The organism is Paraburkholderia sediminicola (assembly GCF_046027825.1).
In the GTDB taxonomy this organism is placed as follows: domain Bacteria; phylum Pseudomonadota; class Gammaproteobacteria; order Burkholderiales; family Burkholderiaceae; genus Paraburkholderia; species Paraburkholderia sediminicola_D.
This window is the reverse complement of the sequence record NZ_JAQQDU010000101.1, coordinates 1-17,344: the sequence shown is the minus strand read 5'-3', so window position 1 is coordinate 17,344 and position 17,344 is coordinate 1. Positions and strand designations below refer to the sequence as shown.

Sequence of the window (17,344 nt, the reverse complement as noted above, 5' to 3'; positions counted from 1 at the left end):
CAGCCGAAATACACCGCGCGCCGCGACACGGATTAGCTCAGTGTTCCTTTACTTCCGCCTGCACATTCACATTCGGCCAACCGCCGCCTAGCGCCTTATAAAGCAACACCGTGTCGGACAGAATCAGCCGATGGTTGGCGAGCAGTTCCTGCTGCGCTTCCAGCAAGGTTCGTTCGGTTTCGAAAACTTCCAGTTGCGACACCACGCCGAGGCGCAATTGCGACTGGATCTGATCGGCGACGATTTGCAGGCGCGATACCTCCTGCTGCAACTCCACACGCTGCGCCTTGTGCGAGTTCAGATTGACCAGCGCGTTTTCCACTTCCTCGAACGCACCCATGACGGCTACGCGATACTGCTGTTCCGCGACCGTCGATTGCGCTTGCGTGACCTTCACATGGGCCCGCACGCTGGGATCGAGCAGGGGGATGTTGATACTGGGCATGAATCCGTAGGTGAACGATTTCAGCAAATCGGTCAGTGCGAAGCTTGCGGTGCCGCCGTGGCCGGTCAGGTTGATGGTGGGCAGTTGCGCAAGCTTGGCCTCGCCGACCAGGTTGTAGGCTTCCAGCACTCTGAATTCGGCGGCCACCACGTCGGGACGCCGCGCAAGGAGTTGTGCGGGCAAGCCGTCGGGCACCACAGGCAATTGCACGCGTTGCTGCAAATGCCCTTTCGGCAACTGGAATTCGCCCGCCGGCACGCCGAGCAAGGTGCATAGCGCGTTGTTCGCAACGTCGCGCGAACGGCGCAGTTCGAGCAACTGATTCGTCAGGCGGTTGATCTCGGCCTGCTGACGCAGCACCTGAGTTTGCGGCACAAGGCCGTTACGGCGTTGGCCGTCGTAGATGGTGAGAATCTGCTGGTTCGTAACGAGCGTTTGTTGCTGCTGCTCGATCTGGTCATCGAATTGCAGGATCTGGAAATAGGTGCTCGAGACGTTCGACACCAGTTCCAGATAGCCGGCGCGCCAATCCGCTTCGCTTGCGTGGAATTCGGCCTTCTGCGCCTGCACGCCCTTCTCCACTTTGCCCCAGATATCGATGTCCCAGCTCACCTGCGTCGCGACGTTGTACTGTTTGGCAAACGTCTGACCCGTACTTTTTTCGAAATCGGCACCGGCGCCAAGATCCATCGTCGGCAACGCGCCGGCTTTGGCCTCGCCGATCTGCGTGGCTGCCACATCGATCCGTGCAGCCAGCACCTTGATATCGAAGTTGCCTGCGATCGCCTTAGCAATCAGCGTGTCCAGATACGGATCGTGGAATTCCTTCCACCAGTCCGGCTCGATGGTCGCGGCCGCCGATACCGGCGAACCTTTCTGATCCGACCACGACGCCTTGGCGGGTGTATCGGGCCGCTTGTAGTCCGGCATGCTGACGTCGATACACGCGCACAGGGACAGCGCACACGCGGTTGCGGCGCAGAGTCCGCGCAGCGCCGCGGCCGTGCGGCTCGCACTCGCCGGTCGATGGTCCGAACAGCACCGCGCCGAGGCATTGAGGAAGCGCTTGCGGACCCATGAATCAAGCAACGCTGACACGATTTTCTCCGATGACACCGGCTGCATTGCACGAGGAGAACGCGCCATTCAAGTAAAGCATGTCCTGCCCGGCTTCACCATCGAAGCGGTACAGGAAAGGCGACGCGGGGATCGAGCGGTGACGCTGGGGTCGTGTGGAAAGAACGATTGGATGCGAAATCTTTTTGACGCGCTGAGGCCGCGCGTCCCGCGGAGGCTTGAGCGCCTCCGCGGCGGCCAGAACCGTTCAATACACGTTGATGTTGTTGCTCGAGCTCACATGCGGGTCAATCGTGGTGGTGACGCCGGCGACGAACGCTGCGTTGTTGCCGTTGGCGTTCTGGATGTTCATCGACGTGTTGATCAGTTGCGTGGCGTCGACATTCTTGCTGTTGTTCGGCGCATACACGGGCGTGAAGTTGAAAACCGACGATGACGACGACGGATAGCCGTAGCCCAGGCCGCCACGCACGGCGCTCATGGCCTTGCTGTCGAGTTGGGCGGTGATGGACAGGTCTTTGATCATCAGCGTGTTCATGGTAAATCTCCTGGAAGGGAAACAGCACAGTCTTGCGGTTGGGTTCGAGCATCTTGTCTGCTCGAGTGTCACTAACGCATGGGCTGTGCCAGTTTTGATTTCCGATCCTGAGAAATATGCCAAGCGGCCGTAGATAAAGGACTTCGGGGATTCTGATGCGCAGCGTGGAGCGCGACGGCCAGGAAGCAGCAGATTGAAGCTGGTGGTTCGCAACCAACAACGCGCGCGACGGTGTTGGCTGCGACGTGACACTGAAGCCGAAAACTGCACGCGCGAATGCCGCGTCAACGCGCAATGACGGTGATTTTCTTCGAGTACACCGGCGGGTTGTGCGGAATGTGCATGTCGTCACCCATCAGCAGTTGCAACGTGTGCTTGCCGGGCGGCAGTTGAATCATCGTTTCTGTTTCGCCCGCGCCAAAATGCAGATGGTTGCGGTCCGACGGAATTTCCTGGTCCATCGGCGGCAGATCGGTATCGATCAGCAGATGGTGGTGCCCAGTGTTCGGATACTTGACGCCTTTAGGCGCCACGCCCATATACCGCAAGCCGAACCACACCCGAAACGGTTTATTGGCGGGCACCACCTGCCCATCGTTCGGATAGCCAATATAGGCATGCGCACCGGGCGGCGATGGTGTCGTGCCGGCCGTGGCGAGATGCGGCGAGGCCAGTGACGCCAATGTCACAAGCGCCGCGAGCGCGATGATCCTGACCATGGTGATCTCTCCGTCCTGACGGACCCGCCTTGAATGAACGGGACCGCTAGTCTTTTAGTACGGTGATGGTGATCTTCTTCGAATACACAGGAGGCACGTGTGGGATGTGGTTGTGGTCGCCGAGAATGAGCTGCAAGGTGTGCTTGCCCGGCGGCAACTCGATGCGCGCGTCGGTCTCACCCGCGCCAAAATGCAGATGATTGCGGTCCGACGGAATTTCCTGGTCGAGCGGCGGCAGGTCGGTATCGATCAGCAGATGGTGATGACCGGTGTTCGGAACCGCCACGCCCTTCGGGCACACGCCCATGTTGCGCAGCCCCATGCGGACCCACAGCTTGCCGCCATGAATCACCGCGCCATCCGACGGCCAGATGATGTACTCCTCGGCGCCCGGTGGCGACGGGGTTTGTTCGGCAAGCGCGGATTCAGACAGTGACGCGATGCCTAGCAGGAGTGAAAGCGCGGTGCAGAACACTGCAAGACTCGCCTTCGTTCCATGACGTGCGTCAAGCACGCCGGGTGTGAGGGTTATTCGCATTGCGCACTCTCCCGAAGCGGGGTCATGGCTGCCGCGGCTGCGCAAAGCGCAGGCGGGGCGCGCCCGCAGGATGTCGTGGGCGCTCGCGTGATTTCACGTGGGTATCACGTGGCGGGTTCACCTGGATGAGCGGCCGCACTACCAAGACGGCCGTACTGCGTTACTTTGTGAATTAGCTTAGGACGTAACTTGCCAAAAAGATACGCCACACTCGTTAACCGTATAACGCACTGATGATGCGCGGACAGTTGTGGCGCGCAAACCGCGTGCTATCGTTGTTCATAGGTTGTCGATGGAGCGTCGATAGCGGTATCGAAGCTGTGCCCGGGCCACTCCAACGGCTGATGCGGGCGTCGTAGTCGTCGAAACCCTATGTTCTGTCCGGAACAAACAGGATACGAATATGTGGCGAACATTCCTGCTGGTGTGCATGGCCGGGGCAATTCAGGCGCATTGGGGCAGCGTTTATGCCGCGGCGCAGCGTGACGGTGCGGAGCATGGCGCCACCGCTACGGGTACGACGGCCACGTTCATCGCGCCGTTCACACTGCATAAGGACAATACGCAGCCTGCGCGGATCGCGCTGGTGATCGGCAACGGCAGGTACGGCGATCACGGTGACCCGATTCGCGGTAATGCACCGCGCGACGCTGAAGCCATGCGCGACACACTGCGTGCCCACGGCTTCGACGTCATCATGCGCACTGATGCAACGCCACAGCAGATGCGGCAAGCCATCGGCGAGTTCCGCCAACGTCTGCGAGCAGGCGGTATTGGACTCTTCTATTTCGCGGGACACGGCATGCAAATCGGACGGCAGACGCTGCTCGTACCCGCCGGCCTCGATGCACGCGCGCCCGCACGGCTGGTCGGCGAGGGTATCGATCTGGATGCCGTGCTGCAGACGATGCACGCGCCGCGTGCCGATGCGCTCAATCTCGTGATTCTCGATACGTGCCTGAACAACCCGTTCTCCAGCGACGTCACGCTCGATACGTCCGCGCTGCCCGCCCATACCGTAGTCGCTTACGCAACGGCGCCGGGTGGCTTTGCAGCGGACGGCATGCATCATGGCGTTTATACGGATGCATTGCTGCGCGCACTCAACGACGCTCATTCATCACAGGATCTTGCAGGGTTGTTTCAACGCGTGGCGACGAGGGTTAGCGAGGTCACTGGCGGCGCACAGACGCCGTGGATCGCGTCAACGCTTGTTAGTGCCGCGAGTCTGAGCGAGCCGGTATCTCGCGCGGTTATTGCGCCGTTGGCATCCGCAATCAGCGACGACCCGCTTGTCGTGCTGCGCAGCAGAGGCATCCTGCCGAAAGACAGCAGCGAGCAGTATGAAATTACCTTCTGGAATTCCATCAAGGACAGCAACTACCCGAGCGATTACGAGGCTTATCTGAAGGCCTATCCGAACGGTCGCTTCGCCGCGCTCGCCCACGCACGCATCGACCGGTTGCGCGCTGCGGGATCGGCGAGTGCCCCATCTGCGTCGCAAACTGCTTCGCCATCTGCCGCACCGCCGGTTGCGCAGTCGCAGCAAGTCGCGCGGCCAGCCGCGCCGGCCAGCGCCGCACCGCAGGACCACCCGCGCGCCGCTGCGCCCGCGCCTTCTACAGCGACCGCCCGGCCCGCGGTTCCGTCCACGCCGGTGGTCGCGCAAAAGCCCACGACCCATCCACCGAGCGCCGGTGAAAGCCGCGATTGCGCCACCTGCCCGATCATGATCGCCTTGCCTGCGGGTGCATTCTCGATGGGCAGCAACACCGACGACCCCTCGGAAAAGCCCGTCCATCACGTGACCATCGGCGCGCCGTTCGCGATCGGCAAATACGAGGTGACCGTCGAGCAATGGAATGCGTGCGCTGCAGCGAACGCCTGTCAAAAGCTGACGCCCGAGAGCAATGTGAACAAAGGGGCGCCGGCACGCGATCTCAGTTGGGATGACGCGCAACAGTACGTGAGGTGGCTAAGCAAGGCGACCGGTAAGCCGTACCGCTTGCCCACCGAGGCCGAATGGGAATACGCGGACCGTGGCGGCACCACGACGGCATACTGGTGGGGCGATCAGATGCGCAAGGGTAATGCCAATTGCAAGGACTGCGGCGATCCCTGGCACAAGGAAGGGCCCGAGACCGCCGGCTCGTTCGCGCCGAATCCGGTCGGCCTGTATGACATGAACGGCAGCGTCTGGGAATGGGTTGCCGATTGCTGGCACAACTCCTACCAGGGCGCGCCCGCCGACGGCCGAGTGTGGGACAGCCCCAGTTGCGACATGCGGGTGATTCGCGGCGGTTCGTGGCGTGAAGGTGGGAACTACATGCTGAGCGCGACACGCTTCAAGTACAGCGCGAGCGTGCGCCAGTCGCAGGATGGCTTCAGGGTAGTCAAGGATCTTAAGTAAAGCGTGGCGCTTATGGGGGCAGCGGGTAGTGCTGGGGCTACGCATGCTTCCGGGGCGGCGTGTGCTCGAGCGGCTGCGGACGGTCTCGGCACGGCACGGCGCTTAGGGTGTGCGTGGCTTCGTCGTGATCGGAGCGAAATCGGCGACGATATGATCCTGACCGTGTTTACCGGCGATCTGGGCGAGCCGCGTATCCAGTGCACGCAGATAGTCGGCACGTGATTCGCTCTCGGGCCGCGGCTTGTCGAACAGTTGCACCGGCGTAATCAGCAGCACCACCATCTCCGATCCAAACGGCTTCGAAATAATCCAGTCGCCCGCGCTACCGATAGTGGCCGCATAGTGCGGCGGCGCCTGATTGTCCTTCGCGCGCGGACTCGGGACCATGTGCACGACGCTGCCGTCGAGCTGGTAGTAGTCGAGGTTCACGTACGAGTCGTAAGCGGGCGTGGTCACATCGACGACCAGCGAATCGCCTTCGCTCAACTGGCCACCGGGCGGCCGTACATGCAGCGATGCAACGTGGCCTGCTTGCCAGTTATGGATCCAATAGGGAGCGAACGCCTTGATCGTGTCGCATTTGTCGTCGGCGACCGGGTCAACCTGGAGCGTCAGCGTATCGACGCCCGGCAACGCTGCCAGCGTGTCCTTGAGACGCACGCCGCCATAGCGTTGCGAGATGTAGCCACGCACCGTCAACGCGTGGTCTTGCGTCGACGCGGACAGCGCCGAACATGGCACCTGTGCAAGCACCGGCGCAACGGCGGCTAAGGTCAGCGCGGGTTTGGGCGCGGGCGGTGCCGGAGGTTGCGCCGGGGGTGACACCACAAGCGACGCCGCGGTTGGCGCAGCGGTTGGCGCGGCGGTTGTCCCGACCGATGCCCCTGCGGCCGCCCTTCCGTTGCTCCCTGCGATCGGCCCAGTGGTTGACGCTGTCTCAGGCGCACCCGCCACCGTCGCGGCAGCAACAGGCGTCGCCGCCGAAGCCCCCTGATCCGCCTCCGACGCCGCCGCAGCCGGTTGCGTGCCACCTTGACGATTCGGTGCCGACCGCAAGGCCAACACGCCAACAGCCGCGGCACACACCAAGGCGAGCCCCGCGAACCCCGCCTTGACCAACGTACCTGACTTCTCCGCGCGCGCTTCGTTGTCGAACTCGGCGATGAAACGCACGACACTCGGCATGCGCGTGTTGCGATCGAACGAAAGCGCGGTCCGTAATGCACGCCACTGTTTCGCATCGAGATTGTGTGGACGCTGCGGCTTGAAGTCAGCATTGCGAGCCTGCGTCGCCGACAGCCGGTCAAATGGATGGTGGCCCGTCAATAGCTCATACGTAATGCAACCGAGCGCGTAGATATCGTCACGCGGGTCCGGCTCGCGATGCTCAATCATTTCCGGACTCGCATACGCAGGCGTCAACGCGCCGAGACTGCCGGGGTCGAAGACCGTTGCGTCGCTCTCCTCCTCCGGCCGCTGGAACACACGGGCAATGCCGAAGTCGATTACCTTCACTTCGGCATTCGTCGTGAGAAAGACGTTGGCCGGCTTGAAATCGCAATGCACGAAGCCGTGTTCGTGTGCATAGGCGAGCGCATTGCACATGCCGCGCACGATCGGCAGCGCGGCGCGAACCGGCATTCCCTTATAGCCCGGCGTGCGCAAGAGCTGGCTCAACGGCTTGCCGGTCAGGTACTCCATCGTCAGATAGACGATCGGTCCGTCGCGATCGAAGTCGTACACCGCGATGATGTTGCGGTGAGCAAGCACCTGCGCCTTGCGCGCCTCGCGTTGCAGCGCGACGAGCGAATTCGGGTTGCCGCGGAACTGGACGTTGAGCACCTTGATCGCGAGATACGGCTTGCGATCCGACGCCTCGAGCTTGCGCAAATCGAGCGCCTTATACACCGTCCCCATTCCGCCGACACCCAGACATTCCTCGAGGACGAAGCGGTTGTTCAGCGTATCGCCGGTGCCTTTGATCTGATCATGTCCCGGTGCACTGGCGGCGCTTGCCGCGCCTGCCTGGCTTGCCGCACTCGCAGAGCGTACCGACGGTATCTCGACGGTAGTCTGCATGCCAGTTTCCTCGCCGCCCGCCGCCACGTTCGAGACGCGCAACTGTTCGATGCGCCGCCGCACCTCAGCATAGAGATCGTCGGGCAGGGGGGCTTTGCGATGCGCTACGCCGAGCATCTCCAGCAGCTGCGTGGGACCGAGTCCTTCGGTCGTCAACGTGCTGTTGAGTTGAGCGACGAACTCGTCACGTGACAACTCGCCGCTCTGATAGTCGCGAATCACATGCGCAAGGCTAGCCATTTGTGCGAAGCGCCGCCGTTGCCGTTGGGCCGGACCGAATGCGACCGGCGTCCCTCGGACCGATAGAAAACCTGTCGTAACCAGTTACATGTGCCGCTTCGATACTAGCCCCCGACCTGCGCTTTCGCAAACCAGGATTGCCCCGCTGCGCGCACTGCCGGCGAGTGTCTTGCGACAGCCAACAGAATCCGGTGCGTTGTTGGGTCCGCGCCATCAGCCGCCTGTCGCCTGCCAGGGGTCGTGGTCCGGCTCCGGCGCGGCGGCGTGACGCGAAAGCCTTGCGCAGCAAGCGTTCGCCGAATTTCTCAGGAGACGAGAATAAAACTGGCACAGCCCATGCGTTAGTGACACTCGAGCAGACAAGATGCTCGAACCCAACCGCAAGACTGTGATGTTCCCTTCCAGGAGATTTACCATGAACACGCTGATGATCAAAGACCTGTCCATCACCGAACAACTCGACAGCAAGGCGATGCGCGCCGTGCGTGGCGGTCTCGGCTACGGCTTCCCCTACTCGTCCTCCTCGTTCGTCAACATCAGCCCGGTGATTGCGCCGAATAACAGCAAGAATGTCGACGCCACGCAGTTGATCAGCAACGCGATGAACATCCAGAGCGCCAACGGCAACAACGTCGCGTTTGCCACTGGCATCACCTCGACGATCAACCCTTCCGTCACGTCGAGCAACAACATCCACGTCTAAAGCGTGATCCGGCGAGGCGGAGAGGCCTTCGGCAATCCCCGCTTCGCCCTGATCACGCCCGTCTTCCGCGCACCTTTGGAGAATCACCATGTCATCCCTCATGATTCGCGATCTGTCCCGCACCCGCGAGATCGACCGCCACGCAATGTCGGCGGTGTCCGGCGGCACCGGCAGCAGCGTGCCCGGCCTGTCGTCGATGCCCAGCCTGAGCGGCATCGCCAACGTCAGCGTCAAAGTGAACCAGAACCTCACCCAGGTACAAACTGTCAACGTTGCCGCTCTCAACAACATCGGCGTGATCGGCGCCGGCTTCGTGCCGTTGGATCTGAACGTCAGCCCGTCTCTGTTCGGCGCCAATTACGCCAACGTTTAACGGCGTGCGGTAGCGTGGGGACGGGGGCCTCCCTACTGCGACCCGGTCACATCCGACAGACGAGCTGCAAGCAGATTTCCTATACTGGTAGTGCGACGAGACCTCCGCATAATCAAAGACACACCCGGGCGGCGACTGGACAATTGCGCCCAGCGCTGCCCTCGCCTGATCCCTGGAGCCGCCATGGCAAAGCTCGTTATCAAAGACCTCACTGACAGCGTCGAACTCGACCGCCAGGCGATGGCCGCCATTGTCGGCGGCGCACGGATCGGTGCGCGCGCGAGCGTCGCCATGCCGGTGGTGTCGGGTTCCGCACGGGTCGTTGACTATCCGCCGGGTTTTCCCGCGGCACATCAGACCATTGCCGGTGGGCCCGCCGCCGCAGTGCCGCGCAAATTGCCGCGCGGCTAGAGCCGGACTCAGACATTCAAAACAACGGCATGCGCTTAACGCGCGTGCCGTTAGCGTTTGATGCCTACGCACCTTGTCCGCTTGCCGTTCGCGTGCGTACCGGTTGTGCTGGCACATCACATGACGCACTTCAAGCCAGATCGATACCGACATCTTCGACTGCCTTGCTAAAAGGTTCCTCTTGTAGGACGCGTGAGATGCCCGTAATTGGAAACAGACGCGCCTGCTACGCTTTCCGGGCGGCGGACGCATTGTTCAATCGACCTGGCGAATGTCCGTACGCAGCAACGTTATCGATCATGCCCTCGCCTATGATGTTTAGGATGCCACGTGGTTTATGCCGTTCGCCGACAGCGTGCGCTATCCGGACAGCAACCTGGCACGGAAGTGTTTGCGGCGCGAGGCATGAAAATTCGCCGCACAGCACGAGCGGCGATGACGGCGCGCCACGAGCCGGCACTGCCAATTCATATTGGAGAGACGCAATGAAATTCATCGTGCAGTGGAGTGGCCTGCCGACGGCGGAAAATTCCGTCGTCGAGCGCTTCATGAAGACCGGTGGCAAAGCGCCGGAGGGTGTCACTATGTTAGGACGCTGGCATGCGATCGGCGGATTGCATGGCGTTGCGATCGTCGAAGCGGACGATTCGCGCGGACTGTCAGCGTTGGCACTCGAATGGGGTGATTTACTGACGATGAGTATCGTCCCCGCGATGACGGACGAGGACCTCGGCGCGGCATTGGCTGCGCGTCAGGCCGCACGCAAGTAAGTACACAACTAGGACCGCCATGCCCCCCAGTCTCGACGCGCCTCCACCCAGCGGACAATTGCTGCCGTTTCGCGAGTCGCTGCTGGCGATGCTTGGCATTGCCTTCGTCTCGATGCTGGTGGCGCTCGATCAGACTATCGTCGGCACAGCGCTACCGCGCATCGTCGCCGATCTGAAGGGCTTCGATCTGTACGCATGGGTCGCGACCGCGTACATGCTGGCTTCGGTGATCACCATTCCGATCTTCGGGCGGCTGGGCGATCTGTTCGGCCGCAAGCCGTTTCTGATCGCCGCCATTCTGTTGTTCACTGGCGCGTCGGTACTGTGCGGGCTCTCGACCAGCATGCTGTTGCTGGTCATTTCGCGCGGCCTGCAGGGGATAGGCGGCGGCATTCTGATCGGCACGGTGTTCGCCACCGTCGCCGACCTGTTTCCCAATCCGAAGTTGCGGCTGCGCTGGCTCGTGTTCGTCACGTCAGCGTTCGGCGTCGCCAATATGGTTGGCCCGACGCTCGGGGGCATCCTCACGCAATACGGCGGCTGGCGGCTGGTGTTTTTCGTCAACGTACCGGTCGGCCTGGTGTCGCTGCTGTTCGTGCAGCGCTTTCTGCCGCCGCTGCTTCATCTGCGGCACAAGGGCCCCGTGCGGCTCGACTGGCTCGGTGCGTTTGTGCTCGCGGTCACGTTTGGTTCGCTGCAGTTGCTGATCGAGTTGTTTCCGAAGTACGGCGTCGACACGGTGACTGTCGTGCTGGCCGTTGTGGCGGCGAGTTGTGCACTGACGCTGTGGCTATGGGAGCGGCGCATCGCGTATCCGATCGTTCCGGTGGATATGCTGATGGACCGCAAGCTGTCCGCGCTCTTCGCGATGTCCGTGCTCGGCGGCTTCGCGCTGTTTTCGCTGGTGTTTTATGTGCCGCTGCTGTTTCAGGGCGGCTATGCGATGTCCGCGCACGACTCGGGTATGTTGATTACGCCGCTGCTGCTCGGCACGACTGTCGGCAGTGTGGTGAACAATCGTATCGTCACACGAATCCGTCGCGCGAACGGCATTATGTATGTCGGTTTTGCTTTGTCTGCGCTGGCGTGTTTGAGCGTGATCGTGCTTAGAGGTACTGAGCCGCATCTGGTGTGGATGTCGTGTATGGGGATCAGTGGGCTTGGGCTTGGTCTGGTGGCGACCAGTCTGACTGTGTGTTCGCAGCAGATCGTCGCGCGTGATCAGCTCGGTGCGGCAACCGCGCTGCTGCAATCGCTGCGGACTTTTGGCGGGATGCTGGGTACGGTGATGACGGGGGCGTTGCTTGGGCATCTCTATACGCAAGGGGTGCATCGATCGCTCGCCTCGTATCAGGCGACGCAGTGGTTCAAATCGTTTGCTAGTCCTGAGTTGCTCGTGGACCGTGCGGAGCAGGCGGCGTTGATCAATCGGTTGGTGAGCGCCGGACATGCGGGCGATGCGATGATGAATTCTGCTCGGGATGCACTTGTGCAGTCGATTCATATCGGGATTCTGGTGGCGGGTGCTGCTGCGTTGACGGGGTTGTGCCTTGCGTGGTTTGTGCCGCCGGTGAGGATTAGCTATCCGGAGGCGGAGTGGAAGCCTGAAGGGGGGCCGACGCAAGCCGAGGTGCTTCCGCCGCGGGGGAATGCGCTTTAACCGGGTCGCGTTTAGGCTTGGGCTCCGATGCTGCTAGCGCTTCCCTCCACTGCCTACCTGGGGGTGTCCCGAATTTTGTGTAAACGGGTTGGTGTTTAACCCGGCACGAGCCGTTCTTCGAACTGGATGGTGAAGCGGTTCAGGGCTGCTTTCCAGTCGCGGATCGGCATCGACCACTTCTTGCTGATGTTATTGAGCGCCAGGTAGAACAGCTTGGTCACGGCCTCGTCGGTCGGGAATGGGCTCCGGGTCTTGATCACCTTGCGCAGGCTCATGTTGATCGATTCAATGGCATTGGTGGTATAAATCGCCTTCCTGATCTCTGGGGGGTAATCGAAGAACGGAATGACGCGTTCCCAGTTGCGCCGCCAGCTCAGCCCGATGGACGGGTAGTCCTTGTCCCACTTCGCTTCGAAGGTGCCCAGCATCTGTTCGGCCATCTCGACGGTCGATGAAGTGTAAATCGTCTTCAGATCGGCGGCGACCTCGCGCTGCACCTTCCACGACACGAAGTTCAGGCTGTTGCGCACCATGTGCACGATGCACAGTTGCACGGCCGCCTTTGGGTAGACCGCTTCAATGGCCTCAGGGAAGCCTTTGAGTCCGTCGACACAGGCAATAAAAATGTCCTGCACGCCGCGTGTTTTCAACTCGGTGACCACCTGCAGCCAGAACTTCGCGCCCTCGGTCTGGGCGATCCACAGCCCCAGGACCTCCTTGTGCCCATTCATCTTCACACCGATGGCCAGATAGACCGCCTTGGTCCGTACCGCGCCACTGTCGCGCACCTTGACGTGGATGCAGTCCAGATAGACGATCGGGTAAAGCGCGTCGAGCGGGCGAGCCTGCCAGATCTTCACTTCCTCGCTGACTGCGTCGGTGACGGCGGAAATGAGGGTGGGCGACACTTCAGTGCCGTACATTTCCTCCAGATGGCCCTGAATCTCCCGCACGCTCAGTCCCCGCGCATAGAGTGAGATGATCTTGTCATCAAAGCCCGTCCAGCGCGTCTGATGGCGTCCTACCAGTTTCGGCTCGAACGCGCCCTGGCGGTCGCGTGGAATATCGGGCGGCAACTCGCCGAACTCGCCCTGCAGCGTCTTGGCGCTGTGCCCGTTGCAGGTATTGCCCGTGGCATTGGTAACAGCCTCGCTCTTGCCATGGCCCAGGTGCTCGGACATCTCGCTCTCAAGCGCCCGCTCCACCAGCATCTTGGTGAGCTGCTTGAGCAGGCCGTTCTCGCCAATCAGGTCTTCCGGCTTCTGGTAGTTCGTCAGCAGGCTGTCTGCCAGCTTGACGAGCTCAGGATCGGGTTTCACTCGTTTATTGCGTTTCGCTACGGTCATCGTCGCTCCTGTTACTGGCAGTCTCCTGCCAAATGACCGTTTACACAAAACTAATTACACCCTCGCCTACCTGCGTCTTCAGGTGTGGAGGCACTCACTTGCGTCGATAGATCCGCAATGCGCCGCAGCAATCGCGCGAATACCGTTACCCCTTCCCGAAGACCCAGCAAGCTAACCCACGGCTCCCTGGTGTGATCGATAGACCCGCGAAATAGAGGGAAATCTCTCGCACCGTCCACACGAATGGTCGTAGGACGGCTTGACCGAACGATCGTGATTTCTTACCATTGTCATCGCCGCCTACGTATCGATGACCAACTCGTTTTCACCCAGGCGCGCCCATAAAAACAAGGCCAAAACTAAATACCGAGGTCTTCCGGGGCTTTTGAATGACAATGGATGAAGACATCGCGCACGTAGCGCGAGTGATGGCGCCGTCGCTGCGCGCCTTTCGTGGTGAACCTGTTCTGCTACCTTCGTATTGGCGAAAGCGGCTACAACGCATACAGGACGAATTCTCCCTGACCGCATTGCAAACGGCCCAGATCAAGCATTTGCTTGGGGAGTTGGATCGGTTTGAGGCGGAGAGAGGGGGAGATTTTAGGGCGTAGTAGTCGGCCGTGAACAATTCATTTCTAGCGCTATCGGCGATCATTGCCAGACGACTTTCTCGTCGGACAGACGGGAACGTGTGCTGCAAATACAGCAGCCCTGCAATCAGTCGTTACGGGCGCCGGTCGACCTTTACGCGAAGGAAGCGCTCGCTCATCGACGCCCCAGTCGCTCCCTGATGATCAGCCCGGCTAGTCGTACCAATGGACGCTTCACGCTGATCCGCTCACGCAGCGGTTGCTGGAGGAAATCTCCCTCCGGCACAGGCGTCTCGGGCACCATCCTTACGTCGTTAGAAATTGCAGAATTCACACATCAATACACCAGGTCGTTGGAATTCAATCCTCGCAACTTAAGGAAAGCTACGTGACGGCTTTGGCTGCGAATGCCTTGTGTGGTTTGGATTGCAGCGCTCGAGGTCGGCTACGGTCGGGCATGAAGCGGATAACATTGTCAGCGATATGACGAAGCAGGCGAGTCAGATCATCGATGGCAGGCGTAACGCCATCGCACAGCCAGCGCGGCAGGCACTGCCGGATGTGGGCAAACGCGCGCGTGCGGTTAATCTTGAGCAGCGCGTCGGTGGACGAACAGATCAAGGTGGGCGTGTGTGCGCTGATCTGTCCGTCGCGCTCACCGAGTGCTTCCAGGCACAGCAGCGCACTGAGATTGTCGCTGAGGACCTTCGCGGCGAGATCCTGCTGATGCGTCAGCCAGCTCAGTCCGGAGACGGCCTCAAGCGCCAATCGATGCTTGATCCGTTTGAACGCTTCCTCAGCCGATGTGCTGATCGACGAGCGTAGCAGATGCTGCGTCAGATCGGTGCACGGTGTGCGGCAGGCTCTGCCGGGCTTTCGAAAGTGCCTGAGCGCTTGCGCCACGCATCAGTTCGGCCTGGTTATGCAGCACCGCGAAGAAGCGGTCGAGCTCAGTCTGAACGCAGGCCCGGTTGCAGCCGGGAAACCAGCTGATCAGTGTGGCGAAGTCCAGCTTGCGGCGCCTGCTTAAATGCCTCGGATCGGCAACATGACGCGTGCGCAGTTCCACCGAATGAAGGTAGCGGATGAACCCGCTCAATATGCGGATAACCCGAGTTCATTTCGTGACATAGTGAGGATTACGACATTCCGAATCATACAGCTTATCCCCGTGTTTACAAGTCTCTGCGGCTTAAGTTGATAGGATTGGGACATCACGACCAGTCCACTTTGGCATAAATCTCTCGCCGTTTAGCGGGAATCGTCCAACACATCAGAGCCCCCGGCAACTCGCCGGGCTTCGTGGTTAGCACGAGAAGACTCACCAAGCCATCAAGGCGTTCCGTAATAACTTAGTTGTCCCCCTCCAGAGCCGCGATTCTAAGTTTTAGTTCTCGCTCACGCTCCGCAAACCCCCTCCTCTCAATGTCAAAGGCTTCTCGTGCATCTTCAAACGCTCTCGCGGCTTCCGCCCGGGCGTGGGCATAGAGTTCAAGTATTCCCTCTCGAAAAGCCGCCTGAACGTTTGTGGGCAACTTCGTTTCCGGAAAGGGCGCAGGTCCGTGCGAACGAAGCGTCCACATGAAGGATTTGACGTCCTGTTGCACATCCGAATGAGATCCCCACCCAGTAATGTCTCGGACGACCCGAGTCGTAGGCATCTCTCCTAATTCGTAGAGGAGTTTTCTGCAAGCGAAGTGGGATGCTTCCTGTCGAGTCGCACCGCTCGCGCGAATCGCAGCTACGGCATGTGCTATTTGACTGTAACACGGACTGTTAATGGTTTGTCCGGCTGGATTTTTTTGCATAAGTTAATTTGGCTCTTTTGAAAACGGAGTGGGTAACGGGGCTCATCGGGCATGCTCATTAAAGCGTGAGAAGTCGAGTTTTTCGGCGATGAGGAACAGGACAGTGCGCATGGTTTCGAAGCGAGCGTACCCGCGTGCTTTGCGTTTGGCGGCCTGAAACAGGCCGTTGATGGCTTCGATGAAGCCGTTGCTCTGGCGCGTCTGAGTCCAGGCAACAATGCCCTCGAAGTGTCGGCGAATCAGTCGCGCGACGTCCTTCATCGGTTCGACCTTCGAGCGCATGACGTTCGTACACCACTGGTGCAACATCGCCGATACGACATTGATTTGCTTGCGCTCTAGAATGTCGCGCAGTTGCTCGCGGTATAGCCACGCCCGGGCCGTGCGCTTGGTGGTGTACTGACTGACGAGCGCCTCGAGGTCGGTCAGTTGGGCGAGATTCAGTTTGTTCGCGTCTTTGAGCAGCGTCCAGCGCATGCCTTTGAGTTGCGGGTCTACCTTCTGTTGCTGCCTGCGCACCGTGTCGAGCGCCTTGGACGCGTGAGCAACGACGTGAAACTTGTCAAAGGTCAGTCGCGCGCCGGGCAGATGTTCGTTGGCGCCCTTGATGAAAGCTGGCGACATGTCGATGCTGACCGAGCTGATTTGCTCGGACGTACCACCGTGTTCGCCAAGATAGGCCGCAAAGCGTTCAATCGTGCTGGCATCCTTGCCGGTCGTGACGAACACGACCCGCCGCGCCCGCATATCGGCGACGAGCGTCAGATACTCATGACCGCGCCGATACGAGGTTTCGTCAATCGCCACTGCCCTCACCTCTGACAGGTCAGCCCCCGCGAGTGCCAGCTCCACATACCGCGAACAGATGGCGTGTACTCGATGCCACGACAGATTCACCGCACGCGCGACAGCGGCAAACGGCATCTGCTGGGCGAGCATCAGTACGAGTGCCTCGAACAGCAGCGTAAAGCCGCTGAGTTGACCGACCCAATCAGGTTCGACCAACCGCACGGAGCCATCGGGCAAACGCACACGCGGCACCCGCACTTCCAGGAAGCATTCGTGTTGAAAGAAATTCAGGTGACGAAGACGCTTGATTTGCGTGTCGTGGACAGGATGCTCACCGGCAACTCCAGCATAGGAAAACCGGGTGCCCGCGACGAAGTCCACGGCAATGGTGAGTTGACGCTGGGCGGCATCAAAGTCAACGCCTTGAACGTACCAGGGCGCGGTTATTCCAAGAGCGGATTCGAACAGTTGATTCGTCATGGGAGCTTTGTCTTGCATGGCTGGTTGCCGCATTCTGCCGCAACCAGCCATGGCTCAGCTTATCAATTCTGGGCGCCTCAAGGATTCGCTTCGCCGGGCTTATGCCCGTCCTTGACCCGCCAAACCTACCCACTCAGAATTCAAAAGAGGCGTTAATTTACTAGTCTAGCTAGTGGTCTGCGTCAAACGGATTGCATCTTATTCAGCTTGGACCTGGCACGCGTGACTTTGGCCAGGATGTCGGAAGCCTTTGCCGTCCAGATGAACGGTTTCGGATGACGATTGTGCTTCTCCACGTACTGCTCGATGGTGGAGATCAATTCAGGTACCGAGCGGAAAACCGCACGTCGCAACTGGTTCTCTGACAA

The 17,344-nt window shown here is 60.4% G+C and carries 16 protein-coding genes and 2 pseudogenes; 7 read left to right on the top strand and 11 right to left on the bottom strand.

Features of this window, described 5'->3' with window-relative positions; translation table 11 throughout:
• Nucleotides 1-37: 37 nt before the first annotated feature.
• From PQQ96_RS35005 to PQQ96_RS34990, 4 genes are all read right to left on the bottom strand, one after another.
• Complete coding sequence (locus PQQ96_RS35005; protein ID WP_408300985.1) at nt 38-1,591, bottom strand: efflux transporter outer membrane subunit; 1,554 nt, start codon at nt 1,589-1,591, stop codon at nt 38-40.
• A gap of 178 nt (nt 1,592-1,769) precedes the next feature.
• Nucleotides 1,770-2,060 carry a hypothetical protein gene (locus tag PQQ96_RS35000; RefSeq protein WP_408300984.1) on the bottom strand — a complete coding sequence of 97 codons (291 nt, stop codon included), beginning with the start codon at nt 2,058-2,060 and terminating at the stop codon, nt 1,770-1,772.
• A 284-nt stretch (nt 2,061-2,344) separates the two neighbouring features.
• Nucleotides 2,345-2,779, bottom strand: coding sequence for a DUF4399 domain-containing protein (locus PQQ96_RS34995; RefSeq protein WP_408300982.1), 435 nt, complete (start codon nt 2,777-2,779; stop codon nt 2,345-2,347).
• A 46-nt stretch (nt 2,780-2,825) separates the two neighbouring features.
• The gene (locus PQQ96_RS34990) at nt 2,826-3,317 is read right to left on the bottom strand and encodes a DUF4399 domain-containing protein (protein WP_408300980.1); all 492 of its coding nucleotides are present in this window, start codon (nt 3,315-3,317) and stop codon (nt 2,826-2,828) included.
• Nucleotides 3,318-3,720: 403 nt separating this feature from the next.
• On the opposite strand from PQQ96_RS34990, the pseudogene PQQ96_RS34985 reads away from it, so the two are divergent.
• Both PQQ96_RS34985 and PQQ96_RS42370 read left to right on the top strand, forming a co-directional pair.
• Nucleotides 3,721-4,518, top strand: a pseudogene (locus PQQ96_RS34985) (caspase family protein); the annotation flags it as partial.
• A gap of 96 nt (nt 4,519-4,614) precedes the next feature.
• Nucleotides 4,615-5,727: an SUMF1/EgtB/PvdO family nonheme iron enzyme gene (locus PQQ96_RS42370; protein ID WP_494478208.1), complete on the top strand. Its 1,113-nt coding sequence runs from the start codon at nt 4,615-4,617 to the stop codon at nt 5,725-5,727.
• A gap of 102 nt (nt 5,728-5,829) precedes the next feature.
• Here the strand turns inward: PQQ96_RS42370 and PQQ96_RS34975 are convergent, their stop codons facing one another.
• The gene (locus PQQ96_RS34975; RefSeq protein WP_408300978.1) at nt 5,830-8,046 is read right to left on the bottom strand and encodes a serine/threonine protein kinase; all 2,217 of its coding nucleotides are present in this window, start codon (nt 8,044-8,046) and stop codon (nt 5,830-5,832) included.
• A 415-nt stretch (nt 8,047-8,461) separates the two neighbouring features.
• On the opposite strand from PQQ96_RS34975, the gene PQQ96_RS34970 reads away from it, so the two are divergent.
• The 5 genes from PQQ96_RS34970 (at nt 8,462) to PQQ96_RS34950 (ending at nt 11,963) form a co-directional block, all read left to right on the top strand.
• Nucleotides 8,462-8,749, top strand: coding sequence for a hypothetical protein (locus tag PQQ96_RS34970; RefSeq protein WP_408300976.1), 288 nt, complete (start codon nt 8,462-8,464; stop codon nt 8,747-8,749).
• An 88-nt stretch (nt 8,750-8,837) separates the two neighbouring features.
• Nucleotides 8,838-9,122, top strand: coding sequence for a hypothetical protein (locus PQQ96_RS34965; protein ID WP_408300974.1), 285 nt, complete (start codon nt 8,838-8,840; stop codon nt 9,120-9,122).
• A 183-nt stretch (nt 9,123-9,305) separates the two neighbouring features.
• Nucleotides 9,306-9,533, top strand: a complete 228-nt coding sequence (locus PQQ96_RS34960) for a hypothetical protein (protein WP_408300972.1) — start codon at nt 9,306-9,308, stop codon at nt 9,531-9,533.
• Nucleotides 9,534-10,018: 485 nt separating this feature from the next.
• Entirely contained in the window at nt 10,019-10,303 is a 285-nt protein-coding gene (locus PQQ96_RS34955) for a DUF3303 domain-containing protein (RefSeq protein ID WP_408300970.1), read from the top strand.
• 19 nt (nt 10,304-10,322) lie between these two features.
• Nucleotides 10,323-11,963, top strand: a complete 1,641-nt coding sequence (locus PQQ96_RS34950; protein ID WP_408300968.1) for an MFS transporter — start codon at nt 10,323-10,325, stop codon at nt 11,961-11,963.
• 95 nt (nt 11,964-12,058) lie between these two features.
• Here the strand turns inward: PQQ96_RS34950 and PQQ96_RS34945 are convergent, their stop codons facing one another.
• The 6 genes and pseudogenes from PQQ96_RS34945 to PQQ96_RS34920 form a co-directional block, all read right to left on the bottom strand.
• Nucleotides 12,059-13,309 carry an IS256 family transposase gene (locus tag PQQ96_RS34945; RefSeq protein WP_408300967.1) on the bottom strand — a complete coding sequence of 417 codons (1,251 nt, stop codon included), beginning with the start codon at nt 13,307-13,309 and terminating at the stop codon, nt 12,059-12,061.
• 974 nt (nt 13,310-14,283) lie between these two features.
• Nucleotides 14,284-14,667, bottom strand: coding sequence for a hypothetical protein (locus tag PQQ96_RS34940; protein WP_408300965.1), 384 nt, complete (start codon nt 14,665-14,667; stop codon nt 14,284-14,286).
• 28 nt (nt 14,668-14,695) lie between these two features.
• Entirely contained in the window at nt 14,696-14,998 is a 303-nt protein-coding gene (locus PQQ96_RS34935; protein ID WP_408300963.1) for a hypothetical protein, read from the bottom strand.
• 253 nt (nt 14,999-15,251) lie between these two features.
• Nucleotides 15,252-15,707 (bottom strand): DNA-binding protein, encoded by a 456-nt coding sequence (locus PQQ96_RS34930; RefSeq protein WP_408300961.1) that lies wholly within the window; start codon nt 15,705-15,707, stop codon nt 15,252-15,254.
• A 42-nt stretch (nt 15,708-15,749) separates the two neighbouring features.
• On the bottom strand, nt 15,750-16,976 hold the full coding sequence (locus PQQ96_RS34925) for an ISL3 family transposase (RefSeq protein WP_408300959.1): 1,227 nt from the start codon (nt 16,974-16,976) through the stop codon (nt 15,750-15,752).
• 182 nt (nt 16,977-17,158) lie between these two features.
• Nucleotides 17,159-17,344 (bottom strand): annotated as a pseudogene (locus tag PQQ96_RS34920) (IS630 family transposase); the annotation flags it as partial.